Here is a 12878-nt window from a genome sequence, read left to right on the forward strand (position 1 = left end):
CTCAGGACGCGAAGCCGAGTTCACGGGCGATGATCATGAGCTGCACCTCGGTGGTGCCCTCACCGATCTCGAGGATCTTCGAGTCGCGGTAGTGCCTCGCGACCGGGTTCTCGTTGAGGAACCCGTAGCCGCCGAAGATCTGGGTCGCGTCCCGCGCGTTGTCCATGGCGGCCTCCCCGGCGACCATCTTGGCGATGGAGGCCTCCATCTTGTACGGCGTTCCGCGGTGCATGCGCGAAGCGGCGTCGTAGTAGGCCTGCCTGGCGGTGTGGACCCGCGCCTGCATCTTCGCGATCCGGAAGGCGATCCACTGGTTGTCGCCGATCGGGCGCCCGAAGACGACCCGTTCCTTCGCGTAGCGGACGGCCTCCTCGAGGCAGCCCTGGGCCGCCCCCACCGCGAGGGCGGCGACCGCGATCCGTCCGCCGTCGAGCGCCGACAGGAAGTTGGCGTAGCCACGACCGCGCTCGCCCAGGAGGTTGGCCTCGGGGACCCGCACGTCGTCGAACACCAGGGGGTGCGTGTCCGAGGTGTGCCAGCCGACCTTGTCGTACGGGGGCAGCGCGGTGAAGCCGGACGTCGGTACCGGGACGAGGATGGAGGAGAGTTCCTTGGTCACCCGCCCGTCGGCGCGGGTCCGCTCCCCCGTGACCGCTGTGACCGTGACCAGCCGCGTGATCTCGCTGCCCGAGTTCGTGATGAACTGCTTCGTCCCGTTGATGACCCACTCCCCGTCGACCAGCTGCGCGGTGGTCTCGGTCGCGCCCGCGTCACTGCCGGCTCTGGCCTCCGTCAGCCCGAAGGCGGCGAGCGCCTTCCCGCTCGCGAGCTGCGGGATCCACTCCTCACGCTGTGCGTCGGTGCCGTACAGGTAGATGGGCATGGCGCCGAGTCCGACGCCGGCCTCGAGGGTGACGCCGATGCTCTGGTCGACACGTCCGAGCTGTTCGACGGCGAGACAGAGGGCGAAGTAGTCCATGCCGCCGCCGCCGAGCTCCTTCGGGAACGGGAGCCCGAAGAGTCCGAGCTCCCCCATCTGCGCGATGATGTCGTACGGCAGCCGTCGCTCGGTGTCGTACTGGTAGGCGGCGGGCGCGACGACCTCGTCGGCGAAGGCCTTCACCGTGTCGACGATCCGCTGGTGCTCCGGGCTGAGCTCGGTGTTCATACTGGTGCTCCGTTCGTGGGTGCTGCGACGGGGTCCGCGGCGATCGTCGCGACCGATTGGCGGGTGGCGACCGTGCCGCCCGTGGTGACATGGACGGTGACGACGCCGGCTGCGGGCGCGGTGAGGAGGTGCTCCATCTTCATCGCCTCGACGGTGACGAGCGATTGTCCGACCGCGACGTCGTCGCCGCTCGTGACGTGGACGGCCGTGACAGTGCCGGGCATCGGGGTCCGGACGTCCGGCTCGACGGCGCCGGGTGCCGATGCGGCCCCCGCTGACGGCACGGCGTCGCGTGGGACGACCGCGACGACGCCGATGACGCCGTCGAGAGCGGTCCAGCGCTCGTCGCCGATACGCATGGTCTCGAACGGGACACTGGTCCCGCCGTGCTCGAAGCGCCAGGCGCGGTCCGTCTGTGCGAGGACGGCCGCATGGACGGGTTCGGCCTCGGCGACCGTGACCCGGGCGTCGTCGCTCGGGCCGAGGACGTCCACCCGGACCCGGCGTCCGTCATCGGTCCGCAGATGGACCCGCGACGGCGCGGCACCGCTGAGCCGCCAGCCTCCGGCGTCGGACCACGGCGTGCCGAGCGTGCCGGCGCGATCGGCCAGGGCGACGGCGCGGTCGTCCAGTTCGGCGAGCGCCGCCGCCGCCAGGGCACGGTCGTCCGGTGCGGTCACCGGCGACTCGGCGAGGAGTTCGGCGATGAGACCGGTGTGCAGGCGTCCCTCGACCACCTCCGTATCGGTGACGAGGCGGCGCAGGAAGCCGAGGTTCGTCCGGACGCCGAACACGATCGTCGCCGCGAGAGCCGCGTCGAGTCGACGCAGGGCCGATTCGCGGTCCGGTGCCCAACACACGATCTTCGCCAGCATGGGGTCGTACCAGGGTCCGACGAACTGCCCCTCCGCGATGCCGCCGTCCACCCGGACGCCGGGCCCAGAGGGCAGGTGGACCCGTTCGAGCACCCCGGTCTGCGGCAGGAAGCCGCTCGCCGGGTCCTCGGCGTACAGCCGGGCCTCCACCGCGTGACCGGTGAGCACGATGTCGTCCTGGGTGAGCTCGAGTGGTTGTCCCGCGGCGACACGCACCTGCCACTCCACGAGGTCGAGACCCGTGACGAGCTCGGTGACCGGATGCTCCACCTGCAGCCGGGTGTTCATCTCGAGGAAGGCGAACTCGTCCGGCCGGTCGTCGGCGACGAGGAACTCGACCGTGCCGACGCCCCGGTACCCCACACTCCGTGCGACGGTGCAGGCGGCCTCACCGAGCCGTGCCCGCTGACCGGCGTCGATGCGGGGCGACGGCGACTCCTCGACGACCTTCTGGTGTCGACGCTGGAGCGAGCACTCGCGTTCGCCGAGATGGAGGACGGTCCCGTGGGCGTCGGCGAGCACCTGCACCTCGATGTGCCGGGGCCTCGTGACGAACCGTTCGAGGAGCAGCGTCGGGTCACCGAAGGCGGCTTGGGCGACCCGATGAGCCGAGGCGATCGCAGCGGACAGCTCCTCGGCGCGCTCCACCACCTGCATGCCCTTGCCACCGCCGCCGCCCGCCGGCTTGACGATGAGCGGGAACCCGATCGCGATGCCGGCCGCGGCGAGCGCGTCGTCGTCGAGCGAGGGATCGGCGACGCCCTCGATGATCGGCACCCCTCGGGCGGCGACGTGGTCCTTGGCCCGGATCTTGTCCCCCATGAGCTCGAGCGCCCGTTCGTCGGGTCCGATGAAGACGATCCCGGCTGCGGCGAGCGCCCGTGCGAGGGCCGGTTGCTCGGACAGGAAGCCGTAGCCGGGGTGCACCGCCTCCGCTCCGGTCGCCAGGGCGGCGCCGACGACGGCTGCGACGTCGAGGTAGCTCTCGGAGGCGACCGCCGGTCCGATCCGGACCGCACGGTCGGCGAGGCGGACGTGCGGGGCGTCACGGTCCGCGTCGCTGTAGACGGCGACGCTCTCGACACCCATGGCTCGGAGGCTGCGGATGACGCGGCAGGCGATCTCTCCGCGGTTCGCGACGAGCACGGTCCGGAACGGGCGCTCGAGCAGGGTGCCCGGGCGGTTCGACGTCTCGGTCATGGTGCCGTCACATCCTGAAGAGGCCGAAGCCGGGGTCGGGGAGCGGGGCCCGGGAACACACCTCGAGCGCGAGTCCGAGGACGGTGCGGGTCTGCGTGGGGTCGATGATGCCGTCGTCCCACAGCCTCGCCGTCGAGTAGTACGGGTTCCCCTGCTCCTCGAAGTCGGCGAGGATCGGCGCCCGGAACGCCGCCTCGGCCTCGGTCGTCCACTCCTCGCCTCTGGCCTCCAGCTGATCGCGCTTGACGGTCGCGAGGACGCTCGCCGCCTGCGGTCCGCCCATGACCGAGATCCGTGACCCCGGCCACATCCAGAGGAAGCGCGGGTCGTAGGCGCGACCGCACATGGAGTAGTTCCCGGCGCCGAAGGAACCGCCGATCACGACCGTGAGCTTCGGCACCCGGGTGGTCGCGACAGCGGTCACCATCTTCGCGCCGTGTTTCGCGATCCCGCCCGCCTCGGCGTCGCTGCCCACCATGAACCCGGAGAGGTTCTGCAGGAACAGCAGCGGGATGCCCCGTTGGTCCGCCAGTTCGATGAAGTGCGCACCCTTCAGCGCGGACTCGCTGAAGAGCACCCCGTTGTTGGCGACGATGGCGACGGGGTGGCCGTGCAGGTGCGCGAACCCGGTGACGAGGGTGTCGCCGTACTCACGTTTGAACTCGGAGAACTCGCTGCCGTCGACCAGGCGTGCGATCACTTCGCGGACGTCGTAGGCGGTCTGCAGTTCCACCGGGACGACGCCGTACAACTCCGACTCGGGCACGGCGGGCGGGACGCTCGGACGGACCGCCCAGGCTCGCTCGTGCGGTGGCGGGAGGGTCGCCACCGCCTCCCGGAGGATGTCGAGCGCGTGGGCGTCGTCGTCCGCGAGATGGTCGGTGACCCCCGAGACCCGCGCGTGGAGTGCTCCCCCGCCGAGTTCCTCCGGGGTCACGACTTCGCCGATCGCCGCCTTCACGAGCGGCGGGCCTCCGAGGAAGATCGTGCCCTGTCCGCGGACGATGACGTTCTCGTCGCTCATCGCCGGCACGTACGCACCGCCGGCGGTACAGGAGCCGAGCACGGCGGCGAGCTGTGGGATACCGGCCGCCGACATCCGCGCCTGGTTGAAGAAGATGCGTCCGAAGTGGTCGCGATCGGGGAACACCTCGTCCTGCCTCGGCAGGTTCGCGCCGCCGGAGTCGACGAGGTAGAGGCAGGGAAGCCGGTTGGCGGCGGCGATCTCCTGCGCCCGCAGGTGCTTCTTGACCGTCATCGGGAAGTAGGAGCCGCCCTTCGCGGTCGCGTCGTTCGAGACGACGAGCACGTGGCGGCCGTGGACGAGTCCGATCCCGGCGATGACGCCTGCGCCGGGACTGGCCCCGTCGTACATCCCGTCGGCCGCGAGCGGCGCGATCTCCAGAAAGGGGCTGCCCTCGTCGAGCAGACGGTCCACACGCTCCCTGGGCAGCAGCTTCCCGCGGGCGACGTGGCGGGCCCGCGACGAGGCGGGACCGCCGATCGCGGTCGCGGCGAGCCGCTCCGTGAGCGTCCGTGACAGCGCGCGTTGCGCGGCCTCCTGATCCCGGAATCGTGCTGCGGTGGGATCCGCGCTGCTCGTGAGCTTGGACACTCCGGCTCCTGTCGTCGTCGACGGTGTGGGAATTCAGTTACTGAACACTCACTGAAACAGAGGTTACGCTTCATTCACTGAAAATGTCCACCCCGCGGAGGCCCGATGTCGAACCACGAGCCGTCGTCGTCGCCCACCACACGCGTCGGACGCTCGGAGGCCAAGGCGGCCCGCCGGGCGGCCCTCCTCCGGTCGGCGGCCGGACTCTTCGCCGAGCGCGGCTTCTCCGGGGTGTCGATGGAGGACCTCGGCGCCGCGGTGGGCATGAGCGGGCCCGCCGTCTACCGCCACTTCGTCAGCAAGCAGGCGGTGCTCGCCGCGCTCCTCGTCGGGGTGAGTCAGGACCTCCTGGACGGAGGGACGGCCGAGGTCGAACGGTCTCCGGATGCCGGGCAGGCGCTGCACGCGCTCGTGTCCTTCCACGTGGCCTTCGCCCTCGAACACCCGGACGTCATCCGCATCCAGGACCACGATCTCGACAGCCTCGCCCCCGACGACCGTCGCACCGTCCGCACCCTGCAACGCCGGTACGTCGAACGGTGGGTGGACGTGTTGCACGCCCTGCACCCGTCCACCTCCACAGCAGCCCTCCGGATCCGGGCCCTCGCGGGCTTCGGTCTCATCAACTCCACGCCGCACAGCGCCTCGCTCGGGCGGAACGACGCCGGCGCGGTCGACCGGGACGCGATGCGCTCGACCCTCGAGCGGATGGCCGTCGCGGCACTGAGCACCCCGTGAACCGGCCGCCCGGCCTCAGTCGGAGAGCACCGACAACACGTTGCCCGCCGGGTCGGTGAACCAGGCGATGTCCGGCCCGTTCCCGCGCATGATGCCCTTCGGGTCGGTCGGGAGCTGCTCGTCCGGGTAGAGCTTCGTCACCACGCCGCGCGCGTTCAGCTCGTCGACCGCCGCATCGATGTCCGCGACTGCGAAGTTGAGGACGGTGAAGGACGCCGGCACGTGGTCGGGCTTGCCGTAGACGAGGACCGACCCGCCCGCAGGGAGCGACAGGTCGAGGAACCCCATCGCGTTGTCGGCGACGGAGAGGCCGAGGACATCGCGGTAGAACGACCTGGCCGCGTCGATGTCGTCGACCGAGAATCCACTGAAGACATCCGTGTACGAGACCATGAGCCGCTCCTCCGCTTCGATGTGTACACTGTGCACAATGCCACGTCCCGCGCGATCCGTCCAGAGCGGCGCGACAGAATGGAACCCATGAGCGTTCCCGCACCGGCACGAAGCACCTACCGGCACGGCGATCTCCGCCAGGCGTTGCTCGAGGCCGGCGTCGAGATGGCCAGACAGGGCGGACCCGACGCCGTCGTGCTGCGGGAGGCGACCCGACGCGCCGGCGTCTCACCGAACGCCGCCTACCGCCACTTCGCCGACCGCGACGCACTCGTCCAGGCCGTCTCCGACACCGCGCAGGGACTCGCCGCCGACCGCATGGCCACCGCCCTCGCGGCCGTGGAACCGACGGGTTCCGCCCCCGCGGACGCGCGGCTGCGACTGCGCGCGGTCGGCACCGGCTACCTGCAATTCGCGCGCGAGGAGCCAGGCCTCTTCCGGGCGGCCTTCTCGGTGCCGCACGACTTGAACGAGGCGATGAGCGTCGGCAAGCGGGGCGCCTCCGGCCAGACCCCCTTCCAGACCCTGGCCGGCGTGCTCGACGAGCTCGCCGAGACGGGCGTGCTCCCGCCCGCACGACGACCAGGCGCCGAACTCCTCGCCTGGTCGTCGGTGCATGGACTCGGCATGCTCATCATCGACGGCCCGCTCAGAGGCCTCGACGAGGCGACCGTCGAGTTCGCGACGGAACACCTGCTGGACCTGGTCGACCGCGGCATCTGAGCGCCGCCCGACGATCACACCATCGTCAGCACCATGGCGGGATCGGCGAGCATCGTCCCGAGGTCGACGAGGAACCGCGACCCCTGCTCCCCGTCGATGAGCCGGTGGTCGAACGACAGCGACAGCGTCACGACCTGCCGCAACGCGACCTGCCCCTCGAACTCCCACGGGAGACGACGGACCGCACCGAGGGCGATGATCGCCGCCTCCCCCGGGTTCAGGATGGGCGTCCCCGCGTCGACACCGAAGACGCCGACGTTGGAGATCGTGATGGTGCCACCACGCAACTCGGCCGGGGTGGTCCGGCCCTCCCGCGCCGTCCGGACAAGGCTCGACACGGCGTCGGCGAGGTCGAACAGGCTGAGCTCGTCCGCGCGCGCGATGTTGGGCACGAGGAGTCCTCTCGGAGTGGCCGCGGCGATCCCGAGTCCGACATGCGCGTACTCGACGATCTCGCCCGCCGCCTCGTCCCAGCTGGCGTTGACCGCCGGCGTGCGTCTGACGGCGATGCACACCGCCTTGGCGAGGACCGTGAGGATGTTGACCCGGTGGTCGCCGGTGCGGGGCGAGTGGGCGAGCGCGTCCAGCAACGTCATCGTCGGCGTCACGTCGACGGTCAGGAACTCCGTCACGTGCGGTGCCGTGAACGCGCTGCTCACCATGGCCTCCGCGGTTCGTCGTCGCACCCCGGTGATCGGTCGCCGGACGGAGCCGTCATCCGACACCGTGACGCGAGTCGGTACGACCGGGGACGACCCCGACGAAGCGCCCGCCGCCAGCTCCACCTCCTCCCTGAGGACCCGGCCTCCGACGCCGGTGCCGACGAGGCTGCCGAGGTCGACTCCGAGATCGCGGGCGAGCCGACGGACCGGCGGTGTCGCGCGCGGACGCGTCGCAGGACGGGGAACGGAGACGACGACCGGGTCGTCGGCCGACGCCCTGGCGCGCCGCCGAGGCCGCTCCCCGCTCGACGTCCGCGGGCCGTAGCCGACGAGGACGGGCTCGCGATCCCCGGCCGGGGACGGACGGTCGACCGCCGGCGCTTCGGACCCGGGTTCCGGCGAGGTGCCTTCCCCGTCCGGAGCGAAGTCGACGAGCGCCTCGCCGACGAGCACGGTCGTCCCCGGTTCGACATGGAGACGGGTGACCACGCCCGCGGTCGGTGCCGGCAGTTCCACGAGCGCTTTCGCGGTCTCGACCTCGGCGATCACCTGGTTGAGGTCGACGTGGTCGCCGACGGCGACGCGCCAGGAGACGAGTTCGCTCTCGGTGAGCCCTTCGCCGAGGTCGGGCAGGGAGAAGCGCTTCATCGTCGTCCCTCCTCGTCCGTCGTCGCAGCGGTCCGCGCCGGGGCCCGACCGGTGGACGACGGCACCGACGACCGGCGCCCCATCGCCCGGTCCACGCCGTCGAGGATGCGGTCGAGGTCCGGGAGGAAATGGTCCTCGAGGGCCGACGCCGGGTAGGGCGTGTCGAATCCCGTCACCCGCACCGGGGCCTCCTCGAGCACGTCGAAGCAGCGTTCCGTGATCGTCGCTGCCAGTTCGGCGCCGATCCCGCCGGAGCGCTGCGCCTCATGGGCGACGACGAGCCGTCCGGTCTTCTCGACGGACGCCACGACGGCGTCGACGTCGATCGGGGCGAGGGAGCGCAGGTCGATCACCTCGAGGTCGACACCCTCGTCCGCAGCCGCCTCCGCGGCGTCGAGCGCGGTCTGCACGAGCGGCCCGTAGGCGACCAGGGTCGCGTCACGGCCCGAGCGGACGGTCCGAGCGTGCGTGAAGGCCAGCGGATCGGTCGGCAGGTCCTCGAGCACCTCACCCTTCGTCCAGTACCGCCGTTTCGGCTCGAAGAACAGCACCGGATCGTCGCAGGCGATCGCCTGGCGGATCATCGTGTGCGCGTCCTGCGGGTCCGAGCAGGTGACCACCCGGAGGCCGGCCGTATGGGCGAAGTACGCCTCGGGCGACTCGGAGTGGTGCTCGACCGCGCCGATACCCCCGCCGTAGGGGACCCGGATGGTGACGGGCATCCGCACGGCCCCGCGCGTGCGGTAGTGCAGCTTGGCCAACTGCGCCACGATCTGGTCGAACCCCGGGTAGATGAACCCGTCGAACTGGATCTCGCACACCGGCCGGAAACCACGGAAGGCGAGTCCGACGGCCGCACCGATGATCGCCGACTCCGCGAGCGGCATGTCGATGACGCGGTCGGCCCCGAACTCGGCCTGCAGGCCGTCCGTGACCCGGAACACGCCGCCGAGACGGCCGATGTCCTCGCCGAGGAGGAGGACGCGGTCGTCGTCGGCGAGGGCATGGTGGAGACCGGTGTTGATCGCCTTGCTCAGGGTCAGCGTCGTCATCGCACGACTCCTGTCCCGTCGGCGCCGTCGAACGACTCGAGGTAGGAGCGGTACTCGTCCCGTTGGCGTTCGAGGACCGGATGCGGCGTCGTGTAGACCTCGTCGAACACCGAGAGCGGATCCGGCGCCTGCAGCGCGAGACACCCGGCACGGACCCGTGCGGCGGCATCGTCGGCGACCCGGGCCACCCGTGCACGAGCCGACTCATCGAGGACCCCGGCCGCGTCGAGCAACCGTTCCACCCGGACGATGGGGTCCTTCGCCCGCCACGAGGCCACCTCGGCCTCGTCGCGATACCGGGTCGGGTCGTCGGAGGTGGTGTGCGGCCCCATCCGGTACGTCACAGCCTCGATGAAGGTCGGACCGCCGCCGGAGCGGGCACGGTCCACCGCGATGCGCATCGCCGCAGTGACGGCCAGCACGTCGTTGCCGTCGACGCGCATGCTCGGCACACCGAACCCCGGCGCCCGCTCCGCGATGGGGCGCTGCGCCTGCAGCCCCACCGGCTCGGAGATCGCGTACTGGTTGTTCTGGCAGACGAAGACGACGGGTGCACGGAAGCTCGCGGCCAGGACGAGGGCCTCGCTGACGTCGCCCTGACTCGTGGCACCGTCACCGAAGTAGGCGACGGCGACGGCATCCGCGCCGTCGCGCTGGCAGCCCATGGCGTAGCCCGTCGCATGCAGTGTCTGCGCGCCGATGATGACGGCGGGTGTCGCCATCCCGACCTCGTACGGGTCCCAGCCCGAGAGGGCCGTCCCGCGCCACATGGCCATCAACTGGTCGAGTTCGACGCCCCGGCAGTAGGCGACCGCCTGCTCGCGATAGCTCGTGAAGACGAAGTCGTCCGGCCGCAGGACGCGGGCCGAGCCGACCTGCGCCGCCTCCTGCCCGAGCAACGGCGGCCAGAGGCCGATCTCCCCCTGTCGCTGCAGGGCGGTCGCCTCGGTGTCGATCCGGCGGCTGACCACCATGTCCTCGTACAGACCGAGGAGCTCGTCCGGCCCGAGGTCGGCGACGAAGAGGTCGTAGAGTGCGTCCTCCCGGCGGTGTCCGTCAGGATCGATCAGCTGGACGAGGTCCGACGGGCCCGGGCCCCTGACCGCCTGATCCTCCGGAGACCTGTCGCGTGCATCACCTCCCGCTCCGTCCGGATCCTGCGGGAATTGGGTGTGAGTCTCCATCGACACGATGCACGCCGCCTTGAGTTCGGTGACCGCACGGCGGTGCCTCGTGAGCGGTGCCGTGCCCTCGCGTCATCGCGAGGTGGTCCGAGGCTACGCCGGATCGTCGCGCCCCTCAACCGTCGACACTCCCACCGACGGCAGAACGCCCGCCCCGCATGAGCGGGACGGGCGTTCTGTCGGTACGGGGTCGATCAGCCTTCGGCGGGAGCCTCAGGGCCTTCGCTGGCAGCGTCGCTGCCGTGCGTGTCGGCCTCGTCGGCGACGACCGGAGCGAGCGACAGCTTGCCGCGGTCGTCGATCTTCGTGATCTCCACGAGGATCTTCTGGCCGACGCCGAGCACGTCTTCGACGTTCTCCACACGCTTGCCACCGGCGAGCTTGCGGACCTCGGAGATGTGCAGCAGGCCGTCCTTGCCCGGGAGCAGCGAGACGAACGCGCCGAACGCGGCGATCTTGACGACGGTTCCGAGGAACTGTTCGCCGACCTCCGGGTTGGTCGGGTTGGCGATCGCGTTGACCTGGGCGCGAGCGGCCTCGGCCGACGGACCGTCGACAGCGCCGATGTACACGGTGCCGTCCTCCTCGATGGAGATGTCGGCGCCGGTCTCGTCCTGGATGGAGTTGATCGTCTTGCCCTTCGGGCCGATCAGCTCACCGATCTTGTCGACGGGGATCTGGACGCTGATGACGCGAGGCGCGGTCGGCGCCATCTCGTCGGGAGCGTCGATCGCCGCGTTCAGCACGGAGAGGATCGTGGTGCGGGCGTCCTTGGCCTGCTGGAGCGCACCGGTCAGGACCGAGGTCGGGATGCCGTCGAGCTTCGTGTCGAGCTGGATGGCCGTGACGAACTCGGAGGTACCGGCGACCTTGAAGTCCATGTCGCCCAGGGCGTCTTCGGCGCCGAGGATGTCGGTGAGGGCCGCGTAGCGGGTCTCGCCGTCGACGACGTCGGAGATGAGGCCCATGGCGATACCGGCGACGGGTGCGCGCAGCGGCACACCGGCGTTCAGCAGCGACAGGGTCGAGGCGCAGACGGAACCCATCGAGGTGGAACCGTTGGACCCGAGGGCCTCGGAGACCTGACGGATCGCGTAGGGGAACTCCTCGCGGCTCGGCAGCACCGGCACGAGGGCGCGCTCGGCGAGGAAGCCGTGCCCGATCTCGCGACGCTTCGGCGAACCGACCCGGCCGGTCTCACCGGTCGAGTAGGGCGGGAAGTTGTAGTGGTGCAGGTAGCGCTTCTTCGTGACCGGGGACAGCGAGTCGATCTGCTGCTCCATCTTCAGCATGTTCAGCGTGGTGACACCCAGGATCTGGGTCTCGCCGCGCTGGAAGATCGCGGAACCGTGGACGCGCGGGATGACCTGCACCTCGGCGTCGAGCGGACGGATGTCGGTCAGGCCACGGCCATCGATACGGATGCCCTCGCGGAGCACACGGCCACGCATGACGACCTTCGAGACGGACTTGTACGCGGCGGAGAACTGCGCGAGCACCTCGGCGTCGAGCGAACCGGCCTCGACGCGCTCGGCGATGGTCGCCTTGACGCGATCCTTGAGGGCGTCGTCGGCGTTCTGGCGCTCGATCTTGTCGGCGATCTGGTAGACGTTCACGAGCTCGTCGTGAGCGAGACCGGCGACGGCGTCGTAGCTCTCCTGCGTGTACGGGAGGAACACGGGGTAGGCCGCGATCTCCTTGGCAGCCTGGGCGGCGAGTTCGCTCTGCGCCTTCACGAGCTGCTTGAGGAACGGCTTGGAGGCCTCGAGACCGGCCGCGACGACCGCCTCGTCGGGCTTCGTGGCGCCGCCCTTGATGAGGTTCCAGCTGTTCTCGGTGGCCTCGGCCTCGACCATCATGATCGCGACGTCTTCGTTGCCGTTGGCGTCCGTCACGATACGACCGGCGACGATGATGTCGAAGACGGCCTCCTCGAGCTGGTCGACCTTCGGGAACGCGACCCACTGGTCGGACTCGCCGGCCTGGCCGGGGATGAGCGCGAGACGGACGGCACCGATCGGGCCGGAGAACGGCAGGCCCGAGATCTGGGTGGACATCGACGCGGCGTTGATGGCCAGGGCGTCGTAGAACTCACCCGGAGCGATCGAGAGGACGGTGATGACGATCTGGACCTCGTTGCGGAGGCCGGTCACGAACGACGGGCGCAGCGGCCGGTCGATGAGGCGGCAGACGAGGATCGCCTCGGTCGAGGGGCGGCCCTCACGACGGAAGAACGAACCGGGGATCTTGCCGGCGGCGTAGGAGCGCTCCTCGACGTCCACCGTGAGGGGGAAGAAGTCGAAGTTGTCCTTGGGGTGCTTTCCGGCCGAGGTGGCCGAGAGGAGCATGGTCTCCTCGTCGAGGTACGCGGCGATCGCGCCCTGTGCCTGCTGCGCGAGGCGGCCGGCTTCGAACCGGACCGTGCGCTTGCCGAACTTGCCGTTGTCGAGAACGGCCTCGGCGAACTTGATTTCTGGACCTTCCACAGGTCTCTCCTTCGTACGTGTGCGCTCCCGTTGAGTGACGGGCCGCGCGCCCCGAATGGACGCGCCGTCGAGCGCGGTCGTGCATGATGCAGCGCGCAACGCAGCCGCAGTACTTGCTCAAGCCGCCCGGTCTT

General features: G+C 70.5%; 10 protein-coding genes. 2 read left to right on the plus strand and 8 right to left on the minus strand.

Annotated elements, in window-relative coordinates; genetic code table 11:
- Nucleotide 1: 1 nt before the first annotated feature.
- The 3 genes from QRN26_RS12485 to QRN26_RS12495 are packed head-to-tail and all read right to left on the minus strand — an operon-like array spanning nt 2 to nt 4858.
- A complete protein-coding gene (locus tag QRN26_RS12485; RefSeq protein ID WP_285037097.1) occupies nt 2-1168 on the minus strand; it encodes an acyl-CoA dehydrogenase family protein in 1167 nt (388 codons plus the stop codon).
- On the minus strand, nt 1165-3243 hold the full coding sequence (locus QRN26_RS12490; RefSeq protein WP_285037098.1) for an acetyl/propionyl/methylcrotonyl-CoA carboxylase subunit alpha: 2079 nt from the start codon (nt 3241-3243) through the stop codon (nt 1165-1167). The genes QRN26_RS12485 and QRN26_RS12490 overlap by 4 nt, the downstream gene beginning before the upstream one ends.
- 7 nt (nt 3244-3250) lie before the next feature.
- Entirely contained in the window at nt 3251-4858 is a 1608-nt protein-coding gene (locus QRN26_RS12495) for a carboxyl transferase domain-containing protein (RefSeq protein ID WP_285037099.1), read from the minus strand.
- Between the two features lie 105 nt (nt 4859-4963).
- Here QRN26_RS12495 and QRN26_RS12500 point away from each other — a divergent pair, with 105 nt between their 5' ends.
- Nucleotides 4964-5596: a TetR/AcrR family transcriptional regulator gene (locus QRN26_RS12500; protein WP_056781887.1), complete on the plus strand. Its 633-nt coding sequence runs from the start codon at nt 4964-4966 to the stop codon at nt 5594-5596.
- A 15-nt stretch (nt 5597-5611) separates the two neighbouring features.
- On the opposite strand, the gene QRN26_RS12505 is transcribed toward QRN26_RS12500, so the two are convergent.
- Complete coding sequence (locus QRN26_RS12505; protein ID WP_056012186.1) at nt 5612-5989, minus strand: VOC family protein; 378 nt, start codon at nt 5987-5989, stop codon at nt 5612-5614.
- 87 nt (nt 5990-6076) lie between these two features.
- Here QRN26_RS12505 and QRN26_RS12510 point away from each other — a divergent pair, with 87 nt between their 5' ends.
- Nucleotides 6077-6712 (plus strand): TetR/AcrR family transcriptional regulator, encoded by a 636-nt coding sequence (locus QRN26_RS12510; RefSeq protein ID WP_285037100.1) that lies wholly within the window; start codon nt 6077-6079, stop codon nt 6710-6712.
- A 14-nt stretch (nt 6713-6726) separates the two neighbouring features.
- Here QRN26_RS12510 and QRN26_RS12515 read toward each other — a convergent pair whose 3' ends face one another.
- From QRN26_RS12515 to QRN26_RS12530, 4 genes are all read right to left on the minus strand, one after another.
- Nucleotides 6727-8022, minus strand: coding sequence for a dihydrolipoamide acetyltransferase family protein (locus QRN26_RS12515; protein ID WP_285037101.1), 1296 nt, complete (start codon nt 8020-8022; stop codon nt 6727-6729).
- Complete coding sequence (locus QRN26_RS12520; protein WP_285037102.1) at nt 8019-9074, minus strand: alpha-ketoacid dehydrogenase subunit beta; 1056 nt, start codon at nt 9072-9074, stop codon at nt 8019-8021. Before QRN26_RS12520 ends, QRN26_RS12515 begins: the two co-directional genes overlap by 4 nt.
- A complete protein-coding gene (gene pdhA / locus QRN26_RS12525) occupies nt 9071-10258 on the minus strand; it encodes a pyruvate dehydrogenase (acetyl-transferring) E1 component subunit alpha (RefSeq protein ID WP_285037103.1) in 1188 nt (395 codons plus the stop codon). Before pdhA ends, QRN26_RS12520 begins: the two co-directional genes overlap by 4 nt.
- Before the next feature lie 194 nt (nt 10259-10452).
- On the minus strand, nt 10453-12744 hold the full coding sequence (locus QRN26_RS12530) for a polyribonucleotide nucleotidyltransferase (RefSeq protein ID WP_285037104.1): 2292 nt from the start codon (nt 12742-12744) through the stop codon (nt 10453-10455).
- Between the last annotated feature and the right edge of the window lie 134 nt (nt 12745-12878).

The organism is Plantibacter sp. ME-Dv--P-095 (assembly GCF_030209365.1).
Classification (GTDB): domain Bacteria; phylum Actinomycetota; class Actinomycetes; order Actinomycetales; family Microbacteriaceae; genus Plantibacter.